The sequence below is a fragment of the Clostridioides sp. ZZV14-6387 genome, from assembly GCF_020657835.1.
GTDB lineage: Bacteria > Bacillota > Clostridia > Peptostreptococcales > Peptostreptococcaceae > Clostridioides > Clostridioides difficile_A.
On the sequence record NZ_JAGWCW010000037.1, the window covers coordinates 1 to 17,429 of the forward strand.

14 protein-coding genes and 1 pseudogene are annotated in these 17,429 nt (G+C 30.9%); all 15 read left to right on the plus strand.

The annotated features are described in order from the left end of the window. Positions 1-1,893: Cys-Gln thioester bond-forming surface protein (locus tag KGF38_RS17915; protein ID WP_227832611.1), on the plus strand; the 1,893-nt coding region annotated here is incomplete at its 5' end. A gap of 370 nt (positions 1,894-2,263) precedes the next feature. After that, positions 2,264-4,024, plus strand: a complete 1,761-nt coding sequence (gene prdR, locus KGF38_RS17920; RefSeq protein WP_074179788.1) for a sigma-54 dependent transcriptional regulator PrdR — start codon at positions 2,264-2,266, stop codon at positions 4,022-4,024. Positions 4,025-4,462: 438 nt separating this feature from the next. Then, positions 4,463-4,885 (plus strand): annotated as a pseudogene (locus KGF38_RS17925) (D-proline reductase (dithiol) proprotein PrdA); the annotation flags it as partial. A 140-nt stretch (positions 4,886-5,025) separates the two neighbouring features. Next, positions 5,026-6,903, plus strand: a complete 1,878-nt coding sequence (prdA, locus tag KGF38_RS17930) for a D-proline reductase (dithiol) proprotein PrdA (RefSeq protein ID WP_054277631.1) — start codon at positions 5,026-5,028, stop codon at positions 6,901-6,903. Between the two features lie 62 nt (positions 6,904-6,965). Beyond that, on the plus strand, positions 6,966-7,250 hold the full coding sequence (locus tag KGF38_RS17935) for a CBO2463/CBO2479 domain-containing protein (RefSeq protein ID WP_074179789.1): 285 nt from the start codon (positions 6,966-6,968) through the stop codon (positions 7,248-7,250). 37 nt (positions 7,251-7,287) lie between these two features. After that, positions 7,288-8,013, plus strand: a complete 726-nt coding sequence (gene prdB / locus KGF38_RS17940) for a D-proline reductase (dithiol) protein PrdB (RefSeq protein WP_079739805.1) — start codon at positions 7,288-7,290, stop codon at positions 8,011-8,013. A 79-nt stretch (positions 8,014-8,092) separates the two neighbouring features. Beyond that, positions 8,093-8,851 (plus strand): proline reductase cluster protein PrdD, encoded by a 759-nt coding sequence (gene prdD, locus KGF38_RS20480; RefSeq protein WP_054271689.1) that lies wholly within the window; start codon positions 8,093-8,095, stop codon positions 8,849-8,851. 14 nt (positions 8,852-8,865) lie between these two features. Further along, a complete protein-coding gene (locus KGF38_RS20485; protein ID WP_021386220.1) occupies positions 8,866-9,333 on the plus strand; it encodes a glycine/sarcosine/betaine reductase component B subunit in 468 nt (155 codons plus the stop codon). Positions 9,334-9,631: 298 nt separating this feature from the next. Continuing rightward, positions 9,632-10,639, plus strand: a complete 1,008-nt coding sequence (locus tag KGF38_RS17950) for a proline racemase (protein WP_054271695.1) — start codon at positions 9,632-9,634, stop codon at positions 10,637-10,639. A 119-nt stretch (positions 10,640-10,758) separates the two neighbouring features. Then, positions 10,759-11,640, plus strand: a complete 882-nt coding sequence (locus KGF38_RS17955; protein ID WP_054271687.1) for a TSUP family transporter — start codon at positions 10,759-10,761, stop codon at positions 11,638-11,640. A gap of 661 nt (positions 11,641-12,301) precedes the next feature. Next, complete coding sequence (locus tag KGF38_RS17960) at positions 12,302-12,937, plus strand: single-stranded DNA-binding protein (RefSeq protein ID WP_054271686.1); 636 nt, start codon at positions 12,302-12,304, stop codon at positions 12,935-12,937. 183 nt (positions 12,938-13,120) lie between these two features. Next, on the plus strand, positions 13,121-13,690 hold the full coding sequence (locus KGF38_RS17965; protein ID WP_021386272.1) for a class I SAM-dependent methyltransferase: 570 nt from the start codon (positions 13,121-13,123) through the stop codon (positions 13,688-13,690). A gap of 77 nt (positions 13,691-13,767) precedes the next feature. Beyond that, the gene (locus KGF38_RS17970; protein WP_176702536.1) at positions 13,768-13,905 is read left to right on the plus strand and encodes a hypothetical protein; all 138 of its coding nucleotides are present in this window, start codon (positions 13,768-13,770) and stop codon (positions 13,903-13,905) included. Next, the gene (locus tag KGF38_RS17975) at positions 13,902-15,677 is read left to right on the plus strand and encodes a sigma-54 interaction domain-containing protein (RefSeq protein WP_054271685.1); all 1,776 of its coding nucleotides are present in this window, start codon (positions 13,902-13,904) and stop codon (positions 15,675-15,677) included. The genes KGF38_RS17970 and KGF38_RS17975 overlap by 4 nt, the downstream gene beginning before the upstream one ends. 294 nt (positions 15,678-15,971) lie before the next feature. Then, the gene (locus KGF38_RS17980) at positions 15,972-17,279 is read left to right on the plus strand and encodes a serine dehydratase subunit alpha family protein (protein WP_054271684.1); all 1,308 of its coding nucleotides are present in this window, start codon (positions 15,972-15,974) and stop codon (positions 17,277-17,279) included. Positions 17,280-17,429 lie beyond the last annotated feature (150 nt).

The window sequence follows — 17,429 nt, forward strand, 5'->3', positions numbered from 1 at the left end:
GATGGAGAGAAGCCATCAGGAGGAGAAACACCAGATGGAGAGAAGCCATCAGGAGGAGAAACACCAGACGGAGAGAAGCCATCAGGAGGAGAAACACCAGATGGAGAGAAGCCATCAGGTGAAGAGATACCAGATGGGGAGAAGCCATCAGGTGAAGAGATACCAGATGGAGAGAAGCCATCAGGTGAAGAGATAACAGATGGAGAGAAGCCATTAGGTGAAATTATACCATCAGAAGAAGATGAAGAATTAGAAGTAGAAGAAATGAGTTTGAAGCAGAATATTGAAGATATTCTTAATCTTACTGTATCTCAAATAAATAAGATTGTATATAATTTCTGGGAAGATGAAAATGATGTAAAAACAGATGTACAGTCAGAAATTAGTGAGGTACTTACTTCAAAAGATGCAAATATTGGATTATGGTATAATAAAAATTCAAAAGTAAAAGATACATGTTTGTTAAAAGAAACAGATGGTTCAAATAGACCTTATTTTGATGTAAGATTTGATGATATTACAAAAACTTTAACTTTTGATTATATAATAGAAGGTCTTATAGGTGCAGGCTATAAAGATGGGAAATATATAATAGAAGGTGAAGACGGAGAACAAACTGCATTTTGTTATAATAATCATCTAAAATCTCCAACTAGTCATAATAAGAGTCCATACTTACCAGCAGAAGATTTTAATGGTCAAGAAAATCAAAACGAAGATGCAATTAAATCTATACTATATGCGGGTTCTGAGTTTGATGGATTTGGATATAAGCAACAATTTAATTTAGGTGGAGAAGAATATGAAGGTATAACTCATTCTACTACTCAAGATGCAATTTGGATTATGCTTGGGCAAATGAATGAGCAGGAAAGACTTAAACAATATCAAGCTAATATAAAGCTTTATGATATGTTTATAGAGAGTGCAAAGACTGAAGAGGAAAAAGCTGAGTATCTAAAAGGTAAGGAAGCAGCAATAAATTCAAAAGCTTACTTAGAGGCATTATTAAATGCAGGGCGTGAAGAATTAAAGCCAAATGATACAGGAAAACCTAGTCTGAGTAATGGTTTGACTGATATTAAATTTGATAAGAATCAAGATGGTACTTATGAAACAGAAGCTATAGCTTTAGTAGGTTATAGTGGTGTAGTTAAATTAAAGTTACCAGATGGAGTAACTGCTTATGATGAAAATGGAAATGTAATAGGTACAGGTGAAGTAGAAATTTCAACACAAGAAAAGTTTAAACTTAAAAGTGTTAATAAGCCAGATGTAAAAGCTAATATATCTGCTTTATCTTATGATTATATTTTCCCAAAAGCTATTCAGTATTTTAAGACAGTTTTCGATTTTGGTGATAAAGACCATTCATCTTTATTGCCTACTAGTAAGCAAAATTTATTAAGTTATACAATAGAACAAAAAAATGGCGAGGAAGTTGATTTCAATATAGGTGTACCAACAGATGGAGACCCTGATGTGAATCCACCAGTGCCACCAGATAATGGTAATGATAACTCAAATGGTCATAAACCTAAGCCATCACCACCATCAGATGATACAGTGATAAATCCACCAGTACCACCGTCAGATGATACAGTGATAAATCCACCAATACCACCATCAGATGATACAGTAATAAATCCACCAGTACCACCATCAGATGATACAGTGATAAATCCACCAGTGCCACCATCAGGTGATGTAGTGGAAAATCCATCAGTGCCATCAAAAAATGATACAATAGTAAATCCACCAGTACCACCAACAAATGACATAGTTGTAAAATCACCAAAAACAGGTGATGAAACTCAAATAATGCCATACATACTTATTGGTATTGTAGCAATTTGTGGGTTAGTGTATCAAACAAAAAGAGCAAAAAATTAATATGGAGTACTGTTTGTTATTAAGTTTTAAAATATATTGTCTCAAATTGATTTAAAATCATTTTGAGGCATTTTTTTATGTAAGTATAACCTTTGTGAGAACAGATGTTAATTGTTTTGTGAATAGAAAAATACTTTGAAGGTGAAAATAGTATTGAAAAAATAATATACTAAAGGTATAATTCATTTGATTTCATTTGTATAGATTTAAGTATTCATTTTAGTAATTACATGAATTTGTATTAGAAATTTGTATATTAAACAGTTAAGAAATTTTAATATTAATTATTTAATAAACTGTTATTATGATATGCTAGAATAAATATATATAAATAAGTTTTGATGATGTACTACTATAAAGGGGGGACTTTATGTTTTCGATACCAGAAGTAAAAAAAGTAGAAGAGGTAATGGATACAAAATTTACAACTATAGACGAAGACACAAGAATTGAAGATGCAATAAAAGAAATGATAAAAAGTAACACAAAAACTCTAATGGTAATAGATTCATCTGGTGAATTAAAAGGGATTATATCTATGACAGATATACATAATCTTTATGACATGCATAAGAAGTATGACGGTCAACCAGTAAAACTTATAATGAAAAAGGATGTAATATATGTCAGCGAAGGTCTAACCTTAGATGAGTGCAGAGATATAATGATATTGAAAAATATAGGAATTCTCCCTGTTCTTAGAGACAATAAAATTATTGGAGTCTTAAAACAAGAGCATATTAGAGACTATTTATATATGCATTTAGAAGACTATGGATTGACTTTGAAATATATTATAGGACAAATTAAAGAAGGAATTTGTGCTATAAATAACGAAGGTGTAGTTATATTGTGGAATAAGTTTATGGAGGAAAGGTATGATATAAAATCTGAAGACATAGTCGGTCGACCGATGAACGAATTTTTGGAAAATACTATTTCAGAAAAAGTATTAAATAGTAAAATCGGTATGAGTGACTTATATTTTACAGATAAAAAAGAAAATATGTATGCACTAGTCCATGCAAATCCTATATTTTATAAGGAAGAATTTATTGGTGTTGTATGTACAGAAGTTGATGTTACAGAAGCCAAGATACTTGCTCTTGAACTTGAAAAGGTAAATGATACATTGAAATATTTAAAGAATGAAGTTAAAAACTTATCCAAAGGTAGCTTTGATAAAATTTTAGGTAAGAGTTATAAGTTGGAAAAATCGAAAGCGATTGCAAAACAAGTAGCTAGAACCAATAGTAGCATATTTATCTGGGGTGAAAGTGGTACAGGTAAAGAAGTATTTGCCAGAGCTATTCATGATTATAGTGAGAGAAAAGGTCAATTTATACCTGTTAACTGTAGTGCCATACCAAATGAGTTGTTTGAAAGTGAGTTTTTTGGATATGAATCAGGTGCATTTACTGGAGCAAGCAAAAAAGGTCGAATAGGTATATTTGAACTTGCAAAGGATGGGACTGTATTTTTAGATGAAATTGCTGATTTACCTCTTAGTATGCAGGCTAAGTTGCTTAGAGTACTACAAGAAAAGGAAATAAGAAGAGTTGGTGGAGATACAACAATAAAAATAAATCCTAGAATAATATCAGCTACTAACAAAGATTTAGGTAAAATGGTGAAATCAGAAAAATTTAGAGAAGATTTATACTATAGATTAAATGTTGTGGAGATAAAGATTCCACCACTTAGAGAGAGAAAAGAGGACATAGGATTGTTGGTTCATAGCTTTTTAGAAGAAATATGTAAACAAAACAACAAACCTGTTCTTACAATTAGTAAAGATGTAATAGATATATTTCAAAACTATAGATGGAAAGGAAATATTAGAGAATTAAAAAATACAATTGAAAATATGGTTGTTTTGTCTCAAAACTCTAGGATAGAGATGGAGGATGTACCAAGCTACATGATGGATTCTACTAATAAAAGTACTGAAGAAGAGGAATATCCTTTAGATTTGACGAAAGCTACTCAAAAGATTGAAGTAAAAAATATAACAAAGGCTTTAAAAATGTCTAATGGAAATAAAGCTAAAGCAGCTAAGATATTAAATATACCAAGAACTACATTGTATTATAAGATAGACCAATACAAAATAGATGTGTCTAAAATATGACACATGACTAAATTTTGACAAAATAATAAATATCAGTATTAAGTGTAGTGAAATCAATGGTTATAACAATGCTATGTATGTGGGTGTGTTAAAAAAAATAAAAAAGTGTTGATAAATTGACACTTTTTTTTGTTTGAGAAAATGTTTACATACATAAAAAATAAACTGTTTTAAATAAATATTTATATGATATTTGGCTAAAAATAGCGATAAGAGAAGAATCTATTATAGAAAAAATCTTTTTGTTAATAAGTTGGCATAGGAATTGCTTATATATAAAGTGACTTCAAATGAGAAAAAAACAATGATTTTGATGACTTATGTAGTTTAAAAATCTTAACACTTAGAGCTGTTAGTAGGGAACAGTAAAAATGTTGATTATTAAAAGTGTTAAGGTATCAATATAAATTAAAAATCAAAAGAAGGAGGCATTTTTATATGTCAATAACTTTAGAAACAGCTCAAGCTCATGCAAATGACCCAGCAGTATGCTGCTGCAGATTTGAAGAAGGAACAATAATAGCACCAGAAAATTTAGAAGATCCAGCAATATTTGGAGATTTAGAAGATTCAGGATTGCTAGTTATACCAGAAAATCATTTAACAGTAGGTCAAGTATTAGGAGCTAAATTAACAAAAACTTTAGATGCTTTATCTCCAATGACTACAGATAATGTGGAAGGGTATAAAACAACAGAAACAGATGTTGAGGAATCTACTGAAGAAAAAGTAGAAGCTCCAGTAGCACCTGTAGCTACTTTGACACAAGCTACGACAGGTCAAGTAATAAAAATACACATACAAGAAGGTAAAGATATCAACTTAGAGATACCTTTAGCAATTGCTACTCAAATGGGAGTAGTACCACAAAAATAATAGTTAAAATACAACTATTTAAGAAGGTTTTAATTTACTTGATTCCTCAGTTAAGGGGCTACCTGTTGAGGAATCGAGATTTAAAATAATAAATAAGAAAATAATGTAAGGAGGTATTTTATACTATGTCAATAACTTTAGAAACAGCTCAAGCCCATGCAAATGACCCAGCAGTATGTTGTTGTAGATTTGAAGCGGGAACAATAATAGCACCAGAAAACTTAGAAGATCCAGCAATATTTGCAGACTTAGAGGATTCTGGATTATTAACAATACCAGAAAATGGATTAACTATAGGTCAAGTACTAGGAGCTAAGTTAAAAGAAACTTTAGATGCGTTATCTCCAATGACTACAGAAAATGTAGAAGGATACAAAGCAGGAGAGGCTAAAGAAGTAGTAGCAGAAGAAGCAGTAGTAGAAGAAGCTCCAGCAGCTTTAGAAGCAGTAGTGCCAGTAAGCACAGGAGTTTTAGGTGAAACAGTTAAAATACACATAGGTGAAGGTAAAAATATAAGCTTAGAAATACCTTTATCAGTAGCTGGTCAAGCAGGAGTTGCTGCTCCAGTAGCAAACGTTGCAGCTCCAGTAGCAGGTGCAGCAGAAGTAGCTCCAAAAGTTGCAGAAAAGAAACTTTTAAGAAGCTTAACTAAAAAACACTTTAAAATAGATAAAGTTGAATTTGCTGATGAGACTAAAATAGAAGGAACTACTTTATACATCAGAAATGCTGAAGAAATATGTAAAGAAGCTAATGATACTCAAGAGTTAGTTGTAGATATGAAATTAGAAATAATAACTCCTGATAAATATGAAACTTACAGTGAAGCTGTATTAGATATACAACCAATCGCTACTAAAGAAGAAGGCGAATTAGGTACAGGTATAACTAGAGTTATAGATGGAGCTGTAATGGTATTAACTGGTACAGATGAAAATGGAGTTCAAATAGGTGAATTCGGTTCTTCAGAAGGTGAGTTAAATACTACTATGATGTGGGGTAGACCAGGTGCTGCTGACAAAGGTGAAATATTCATCAAAGGTCAAGTAACAATAAAAGCAGGAACTAACATGGAAAGACCAGGACCTCTAGCTGCTCACCGTGCATTTGACTATGTAACTCAAGAAATAAGAGAAGCATTAAAAACAGTTGACAACTCTTTAGTAGTTGACGAAGAAGTAATAGAGCAATACAGAAGAGAAGGTAAAAAGAAAGTTGTTGTTATAAAAGAAATAATGGGACAAGGTGCAATGCATGACAACCTAATATTACCAGTTGAGCCAGTTGGTACATTAGGAGCTCAACCAAACGTTGACTTAGGAAACATGCCAGTTGTATTATCTCCACTTGAAGTATTAGATGGTGGTATCCATGCATTAACTTGTATAGGACCTGCATCAAAAGAAATGTCAAGACATTACTGGAGAGAGCCATTAGTAATAAGAGCTATGGAAGATGAAGAAATAGATTTAGTAGGTGTTGTATTTGTTGGTTCTCCACAAGTAAACGCTGAGAAATTCTATGTATCTAAGAGATTAGGTATGTTAGTTGAAGCTATGGAAGTTGATGGAGCTGTAGTAACTACTGAAGGTTTCGGAAACAACCATATAGACTTCGCATCTCACATAGAGCAAATAGGTATGAGAGGTATACCAGTAGTTGGTGTAAGTTTCTCAGCTGTTCAAGGTGCTCTAGTTGTTGGTAATAAATACATGACTCACATGGTAGATAATAACAAGTCTAAGCAAGGTATAGAGAATGAAATATTATCTAACAATACATTAGCTCCAGAAGATGCTGTTAGAATAATGGCTATGCTTAAAAATGCTATAGCTGGTGTAGAAGTTAAAGCTCCTGAAAGAAAATGGAATCCAAATGTTAAATTAAATAACATAGAGGCTATAGAAAAAGTTACAGGAGAAAAAATAGCATTAGAAGATAATGAGCAATCTTTACCAATGAGTAAGAAAAGAAGAGAAATATACGAAAAAGACGAAAACTAAGATTTAGATAATAGTATAAATTTAGATCCAAGTTTAAAACAGTGTAGAGAGGTAGAATTATAATGGATAGATTAAAATATATCTCATCAGAGACTTTTTATGAGGGTATTATAGTTGACATCAAAGGTGGTGGAGTGACTATAGACCTGAAAGGTAGACTTGGACAATTTAAAATACCTAATAGAATGCTTATAACTGACTACGAACTTAAGATAGGTCAAGAAGTTGGATTCATGCTAAGCTATCCTGAGGTATTAAGTCCAGAGCCTAATCAAGAGTATGTAGAAAATATTAGGAGAGAAAAAGAAAAACAAGAAGAAATGCAATCAAAGCAAGAAGAAAAATAATAAATAATCGTTTGAAAATAGAAGGGAGAGGAAATATATGAGCCTTACAACAGTACAAGGACTTCAATCTGAAATATTCGTTCCAATAACACCTCCTCCAGTTTGGACTCCTGTAACTAAAGAATTAAAAGATATGACTATAGCTTTAGCTACAGCAGCTGGTGTTCACTTAAAATCTGACAAGAGATTTAATCTAGCAGGAGATACTACATTTAGAGCTGTACCTAATACAGCTACAGTTGATGAAATGATGGTATCACATGGTGGATATGATAATGGAGATGTAAACAAAGATATAAACTGTATGTTTCCTATAGATAGATTACATGAATTAGCTGCAGAAGGATTTATAAAAGCAGTAGCTCCTATGCACTATGCATTCATGGGTGGTGGAGGAAACCAACATGTCTTCACTGAAGAAACTGGTCCTGCTATCGCTGCTAAACTTAAAGAAGAGGGAGTAGACGGTGTAGTCATGACAGCTGGCTGAGGTACTTGCCATAGAACTGCCGTGATCGTGCAGAGAGCAATAGAGGAAGCTGGAATACCTACAATAATAATCGCAGCTCTTCCTCCAGTAGTTAGACAAAACGGAACTCCTAGAGCAGTTGCTCCATTAGTTCCAATGGGTGCTAATGCTGGTGAACCACATAACATAGAAATGCAAACACATATATTAAGAGATACATTAGAGCAATTAGTTGCAATACCATCTGCTGGTAAGATAGTTCCATTACCATACGAATATAAAGCTCACGTTTAAAATGTAATTTATATTTGAAAATATAAAACCCTTCTCCCACACAGTTAGGAGAGGGGTTTTAAGAACAAAGGTGGATATTATGGAAGAAAAAATAATGAGAAGACTTGTTATAAAACCGTTTCATATGAATGAAGTTAATTTCGGTTCAAAAACTTCTATAAAGAAAGATGTACTTACAATCAACTTATCAAGTATAGATGAAATAAAAGAAAAAGAAGATTTAATAACAGACATAAAAGTAGATATAATAAAGCCTGGAGATTATGACAGAGAAATTAACACTATTATGGACATTATACCAATATCAACCAAAGTTTTAGGCAGATTGGGAGAGGGAATTACACATACTTTAACTGGTGTATATGTAATGTTAACTGGCGCAGATGAAGATGGAAATCAAATGCATGAATTTGGCTCTTCAGAAGGAATTTTGAAAGAACAAATGGTGTTTGGTAGATATGGAACTCCATCAGTTGAAGATTATATAATTCATGTAGATGTAACTCTAAAGGGAGGTTTACCTTTCGAAAGAGCACTTCCACTTGCAGCATTTAGAGCATGTGATGATTTTATACAAGAAATAAGAACGTCTTTGAAAATGGAAGACGGAAGAAATGCTACTCAAGTTCGTGAATATTTTGACAAAATTCGACCAAATGCAAAAAAGGTTGTCATAGTAAAACAAATAGCAGGTCAAGGTGCTATGTATGACAATCAGTTATTCTCAAAGGAGCCTAGTGGTTTTGAAGGAGGAACATCAATTATAGATATGGGAAATGTACCTATGATTATATCTCCTAATGAATACAGAGATGGTGCCCTTAGAGCTATGACTTAAGAGAGGTGGATATTATGGGAATAGGACCTTCAACAAAAGAAACATCTCTTCATCACTTTAGAGACCCACTTTTAGATATAGTTGAAAGTGATAAAGATGTAGACTTACTTGGAGTAATAGTAGTAGGAACTCCAGATGGAAACGAAAATAAGACTTTTGTGGGACAAAGAACGGCCGCTTGGCTGGAAGCCATGAGAGCAGACGGAGCTATAGTTTCATCAGATGGATGGGGAAACTCACATGTTGACTATGCCAACACATTTGAGGAAATAGGAAAAAGAGATATACCTGTAGTTGGAGTTACATTTAATGGTACTCAAGCTAAATTTGTTGTAAGCAATCAATATATGAATACTATAGTTGATATGAACAAATCAAAAGAAGGTATAGAGACAGAAGTTGTTGGAGAAAACAACACAAATGAAATAGATGCTAAAAAAGCTCTAGCATTTTTAAAACTTAAGATGAGAAAACATGGATAACAAATCCATTACTAGATTTGATAGATATTGATTCTAACATGCACTTGTTATGAATAATTTTAATTAAGGTATTGGATATATTTACAGTAGGTCTTACTATTATGGGAGCAGATGAGGACTAGTATTTACGAAGCCATACATATAAAGCTACCATAATTTATTATAAGAAGACAACATGCTACATAGAAACAGAAGTAGTTGGATACAATCACATGGATGAAGTTGATGTTAAGAAGCATTGGCTTTTCTAAAATTAAAAATGCGTAAAACGCAAAATAAACCTAAGGGGGAATTTGATATGAAATTTAGCAGAAGTATACAAGCTATAGACTCTCATACAGCAGGTGAAGCAACTAGAATAGTTGTAGGTGGAATACCTAATATAAAAGGAAATTCTATGCCTGAGAAAAAAGAATATTTAGAAAAAAATCTAGATTATTTAAGAACTGCTATAATGTTAGAGCCAAGAGGACATAATGATATGTTTGGTTCTGTAATGACTCAACCGTGTTGTCCAGATGCTGACTTTGGAATAATCTTCATGGACGGTGGCGGATACCTTAATATGTGTGGCCATGGTACAATAGGAGCTATGACAGCAGCTATAGAAACAGGTGTAGTTCCAGCAGTAGAGCCTATAACTCATGTAGTTATGGAAGCTCCAGCAGGAATAATAAGAGGAGACGTTACAGTTGTAGATGGAAAAGCTAAAGAAGTATCATTCTTAAACGTGCCAGCTTTCTTATATAAAGAAGGTGTTGAAGTTGAATTACCAGGTGTTGGAACAGTTAAATTTGACATATCATTTGGTGGAAGCTTCTTTGCTATAATACATGCAAGTCAATTAGGTTTAAAAATCGAACCTCAAAATGCTGGTAAATTAACTGAGTTAGCTATGAAACTTAGAGACATAATAAACGAGCAAATAGAAATACAACATCCAACTTTAGCTCACATAAAAACTGTAGACTTAGTTGAAATATATGATGAGCCAACTCATCCAGAAGCTACTTACAAAAATGTAGTTATATTTGGTCAAGGTCAAGTTGACAGATCTCCATGTGGAACTGGAACAAGTGCTAAATTAGCTACTTTACATGCTAAAGGTGAATTAAAAGTAGGAGAAAAATTCGTATATGAAAGTATATTAGGAACTTTATTCAAAGGTGAAATAGTTGAAGAAACTAAAGTTGCAGATTTCAATGCTGTAGTACCTAAAATATCTGGTTCTGCTTATATAACTGGATTCAATCATTTTGTAATAGATGAAGAAGATCCACTTAAACATGGATTTATTCTTAAGTAAGCAATAAATAAATTGGGAAATTAAAATAGAATAGTAGCCTTTTATCGGCTACTATTCTATAGCTTTTAGGCTATAAGATTCAGAATATATTAAAAAATAAAAAAATAGGAGGATGGATTATGGTAGCGATCTTAAAGGCATTATACGTAGTATTCGCAGCAATCTTTGCAGTTGTGTTTGGTAAAGACGTAGCTAAAGCAAACAAAGAGGGGAAACTAGAAGAACAAAGTACTCCAAAAGTTGCTGTAACAGGATTTATAACAGATTTCTTTGATACATTAGGAATAGGGTCATTTGCTCCAACAATAGCAATGTCAAAAGCTTTAAAATTAAATATACCAGATAAAAAAATGCCTGGTACATTAAACGTAGCACATACTATTCCAGTTGTTACAGAAGCATTCATATTTACATCAATCATACCAGTTGATGGTGTTACTCTAGTATCTATGGTTGTGGCAGCAGCTGTTGGTTCATACATAGGTGCAGGAATAATAGCTAAAATGGACGAAAGAAAAATACAACTTGTTATGGGTGTAACTCTAGCATTAACAGCAATATTAATGTTATTAGGTCATCCTTGGGTTAACGTATTACCAGGTGGGGGAAATGAATTAGGTCTTACTGGTGTTAAATTAGTAATAGGTGTATTAGGTAACTTTATACTAGGTGCTTTAATGACAGCTGGTATAGGTCTATATGCTCCTGGTATGGCGATGGTTTACTTCTTAGGAATGTCTGCAAAAGTTGCGTTCCCAATAGTTATGGGTTCTTGTGCATTATTAATGCCAGTTGCAAGTATGAAATTCATAAAAGAAGATGCATATACTAAAAAAGCATCAGTTATAATAGCTATCTGTGGTTTAATAGGGGTTTTCGTAGCTGCATATATAGTAAAAACTCTACCAATGGATATATTAAAAGCATTAGTAATAGTTGTTATAGCGTACACTTCTGCTACAATGATAATGGCTGCAAATAAAAATAAAAAGACTGCTTAGTATTTATTAAATATTACAGCTAATAATAAAACTATAAACTGCTTTAAAATATTAATTTAATATTTTAGGGCAGTTTTTTATTTATTAAATTAATATAATTATATAAAGCAATTAATATGCCAATTGTGTAATATATATAATAATTTATTAAATTAGAGATGAAAATTGTTGTATTTATAAAAATTAAAGCATAATTTGAAGTTAAATATTTATATTTTATGCTCAATAAACTATGCAAGTGCTCATATATTAATACAGATAAATAAAAATATTATCATATTAAGTCTAAAATAACTTGTAACTGATAAAAAATAAGTTATATATGACTCTAGAGTTATCTGAATTATTTGGATGAATTTAAGTTACTGGATTTACTTGTATACAAGTATTTAGAATGAGTTATATATGACTTAAAAAAATATATAAAGAGTTTTAAAATTAATATAAGAGTGAAATAGAGGAATTAAACAGTGTGATGATATATAAATCCAATAACAATTTTATAAATTTAAAAAGGAAAAGATTAAATGAAATTTATAACTAAATAAAAATTTTTAAACAGCAATCAAAGATTTGTAATAAAATACATCCCTCACAAATATATTTATTATATAAGCTGATACCAGAAATATAAGAATTAACAATTGTGGAGGGATAAAATATGATAGCTGTTAAAGATGAGAATAACGTAGTAAACTTAAGAGGGGAGCTAGACAATAAGCTAGAATTTAGTCATGAGATATTTGGGGAAAAATTTTATAATATGAAAATAAAAATAAACAGACTAAGTGATTCTTTTGATATACTTCCAATGACTGTATCAGAAAGACTTCTTCAAGATGTTGACCTCGATAAACAAAATTTAGTCAATGTTGTAGGTCAATTAAGATCATATAACAAAACATTAAATAATAAAAATAGATTAGTGCTTACAGTGTTTGCTAGAGAAATAAAAAGTATAGATGAGGAAAATAAAGACCCTAATAGCATATTTCTAGATGGATATGTATGTAAGGAGCCTGTATATAGGAAGACGCCTCTAGGAAGGGAAATAACCGATTTATTGGTGGCTATAAATAGACCTTATAACAAATCTGACTATATACCATCAATAGTTTGGGGTAGAAATGCTAAATTTGCAAAGAATCTAAAAGTTGGTGATAGAATACAGCTTTGGGGTAGGGTTCAAAGTAGAGAATATGAGAAAAAAATAGATGAAAATAATGTGATTAAAAAAATGGCTTATGAAGTATCAATATCGAAAATAAAAAAACTGGATGAGAATAACAACGAATAGATTCAAAAAGTATACTGTTTTTTATGAACAAAATACCAATAATTCTGCTATAATAACATATTAAAATCCATAAAGATTGTTTAAAAAAATACTAATGAAATATCTCTTGAATAGTTGCTCGCCATTTATTATAATGTAATCTGTACATAATTTATAATTGAGGAAATGAAGAGGTGAAGCATTGTGAAAAGCATATTGTATCAGATAAATAGACAGCCAGTTAAAGCTAAATATACATCTGATGAATTAGAATGTTTTTTGGATACAATTGAGTATAATGTAGGTGATAAAATATTGCTTGTTGGTCATATAGGAAACCTAGGCAAGAGATTGAGAGGTCTTGGTACATCTGTAACTATACTGGAGAATAGTAACTATGAAGATGTCTGTTATTCTTTAGTATATAATGAAAATTGCAATGTAGTTAAAGGTAAGTTAGAGTTTTTACCATTTGATGATAATCATTTCAACAAGATAATAATAGTAGACCAATTTAATGTTATTACAGATTGTGAAAAAGCTTCATCTGAAATACAAAGAGTTTTAAAGGGCAATGGAGAGGTTATATTAGAGGATTTAAATTTAAAAAATTTAAAAGTTAAGTTAAACTATCTTAAACATAAGTTTTGTGGTTCTGTTGCAAAGATTCACTATCCACATGAAGTATTCAATATATTTTCAAGATTAAACTTTGATGGTATGATTAAAGAGTCAAATAAATTAAAATATATTTATGTGGGAAAAAGAAGATAAATGAGTTAAAATATAAATATGGATATAATATAAAAGACTAGGTTAAGCCTAGTCTTTTGTTATAAGGAGATGTTTAGATGGAAATAAATTATGAATTGATAATAATTGTTATGCTCTTTGTAATCCTAATGTCAATCCAATTTACTTTAAATAAGATATACTTGATTCTTAAAGAAATAAGACAAATACTTATATTAAGAAAAAATAAGGAATGATGATTATGATAGGTTTAGAATATATAAAATCTGATATTCAAAATATAGCTGAGGCTATAGTATCAGTACTCAATATAGATGTAACTATAGTAAATAAAGAACTATTTAGGATTGCAGGAACAGGAATCTATGTAGATAAAATAGGTGAGAAAGTAGATAAATATACAGCTTTTAAAAAATCACTTACAGAACAGATTACAATACTAATCGATGACCCAAAGAGTAGTGATATATGTAAGGAATGCTATAAGAATGATGCCTGTGTAGAGTTTGCAGAGGTATGCTGCCCTATTATATGTGATGGTGATTCTCATGGCGTTATAGGTCTTATAGCCTTTACAAAAGAGCAGGCACAGATTATAGAAAATAATAAAAGTGGTCTTATAAACTTTCTAGGTAAGATGGCAGATTTAATATCGAGCAAATTAAAAGCTCAAATTAAAACGTATGAACTGGAATTAGAAAAGAAAAAATTAGAGACTTTATTAAACAACATGGACAAGGCTGTTGTATCTATTGATGTAGATGGCAAGATTGATAAGTATAACTCAAAATTTAAGGAGCTTTTTAATCTAAAGGATAATATAACTGGCAAAAACATATTTGCTGAATTAGATTTTATACAGAAGCCTTCTATAAATAACTTTAAGAAAGATAAATCATGTAGCTTTTTTTATAAGAGATATGGATATGATTCAAAAGGAATATATAATATCAATAAAATAGTATTAAAAAATGAATTAAAAGGCTATGTTATTGATTTTATAGATAAAAGAGATGCTATAAAGAACTATAATAAGATTAATAAAGATTATAAGATAAAATTAGAAAATATAATTGGTGAAAGTGCAGCCATAAGACATTCTAAAAAAGAAGCCCTAATAGCATCTAAATCAACTTCAACAGTACTTATTACTGGTGAAAGTGGAACGGGTAAAGAACTCTTTGCAAGAGCTATACACAATCATAGTAATAGGGTTGATAATCCTTTTATAGCTGTAAACTGCGCAGCAATACCAGATAATTTATTAGAGAGTGAATTATTTGGATATGAAGAAGGAGCTTTTACTGGAGCTAAAAAAGGTGGAAAGCTTGGAATGTTTGAAGTAGCTCATAAAGGAAGCATATTTTTAGACGAGATAGGAGATATGAGTTTACACTTACAGTCAAAATTATTAAGAGTATTACAAGAAAAAGAGCTCAATAAGATTGGAAGTAAATCAAATGTTTTGATAGATGTAAGAATTATTGCCGCAACGAATAAAGATTTAGAAAAGATGGTTCAAAATGGGACCTTTAGAGAAGATTTATATTATAGATTAAACGTTATACCTATAAAATTACCTAGTTTAAGAGAAAGAAAAGATGATATACCACTTATAATCAAGCATATGGTTAAAGAGTATTCAAAAAAACTAGATAAAAATGTCATTGATATAGATAGTAGAGTTGTCGATGCTATGATTGAATATAAGTGGCCAGGTAATATAAGAGAATTACAGAATATTATTGAATATAGTGTGAATATGTCTTCGTCTCCAGTCATTACAATGAATGTGATTCCTCAAAAGATAAAAAATACATCTGTAGAAGAATTAGAAGTTAAAAGTGATAGAATAGTTCCACTTGATGAACTTGAGAAGATTGAGATAATAAAAGCTTTAAATAGATACAAAGATTATAAAAAAGATAAAGAATTAACAGCTAAAGCACTTGGAATATCAAGAGCTACATTATATAGAAAAATTGAAAAATACAATATAATCTCATAGTAATATAATAAGCGTAAGCCGTCTCAAAATGATATAAAATCTCATTTTGAGATTTTTTTTTGTCTTTTTGCGAAATTGTCATTCTCTTATCGATTGAAAGGAATAGAAAATCTCTATGTAAATAAAAAAAGTATATATATAGAATCAGTCATATCAATGATTATAGCGTATCAAAATAAAAATATAGAAAAAATAAAAAATATGGCATGTATCTTGCTATAAATATAGATAAGAAATTATTTAATAGAATTATTTGAGTACTAAATCTAAACTTAATTGGGAGGTTTATATAAAATGAGAGATATAAGAAAAGAATTAGTGGAAATGTTAAAGGCAGAAGTTAAGCCAGCAGTAGGATGTACTGAGCCAGTAGCTTTAGCACTAGCATGTGCAAAAGCAAAGGAATTATTAGGAGAAGAAATAGTTGAAAATCGTATGTTAGTTAGTCCTAGTATATATAAAAATGGTATGTGCGTAGGTATACCAGGGACTGAAAGATTAGGATTAAAAATAGCAGCAGCTCTAGGTATAGTAGGAGGTCATTCTGAAAACGGATTAAGTGTACTAGAAACTTTAACAAAAGAAGAAGTTAAAATAGCTGAAGATTATATGGATAACACTCCTTTATCAATAACACCTGCTGATACTAGAGAGAAAGTATTTATAGAAGTGTTATTAAAAGGAGCAAATCATACTTCTAAAGTTAGAATAAGAACTAAACATGACAACTTCACATACTTAGAGAAAGATGGAGAAGTATTACTAGATAATGAGCCAAAAGTATCAGTTTCAAATGATTCAGCAGAAAAAGCTGAGAGCTTAATGGACACTGTAACTATACAAGAATTAGTAAAAAATGTAGAAGATATTGATTTTAAAGATATAGAATTTTTACTAGATGGAGTAAAAATGAATGAAGAAATGGCCGAATATGGATTAAAGCAAAAAACTGGTATTGGCGTAGGATATGGAATCAAAAAATCTATGGAAGAAGGTCTTTTAGGTAATGATGTTATAAACTATGCAATGATGTTAACTGCTGGAGCTTCAGATGCAAGAATGGCTGGAGTAAAAATGCCTGTTATGAGTTCTAATGGTAGTGGAAACCATGGTTTGACAGCAATTCTTCCAATAGTTGCTTACAATAAAAAATTCCCACAATCTGATGAAAGACTAGCAAAAGCTTTAGCTATATCACATCTAGTAACTGGTTATATTAAAAACTATACAGGAAGATTATCTGCTGTATGTGGATGCGGAGTTGCTGCATCTACTGGAGCTACTGCAGGTATCTCTTGGCTTATGAATGGTACTGAAAAGCAAATAGAAGGAGCTATAGAAAATATGATAGCTGACCTAAGTGGAATGATATGTGATGGAGCAAAAGCTGGTTGTGCTTTAAAATTATCATCTGCTGCATCTGCTGCTATACAAAGTGCTATAATAGCTAAGCAAGACTGTTTTGTACCACCACTAAATGGTATAGTTGGTTCAAGTGTTGAGCAAAGTATACAAAACTTAGGTAGAGTAAGTGATAAAGGTATGTCTATAACAGATGAGATAATCTTAAATGTAATGAATGATATGAATAAAGTTGATTAGTATTTTAAAATATTTTTATATTATAAGATATAGTAAAAATAGAATAAATAAATTTAATTAGTGCCTCTGATGAAATACAATTATGTATAAATGGAAAAAACTTGTTATTGCAAGTTTTTTCTTTTTTTGTCTAAAATATATAGTATGTAA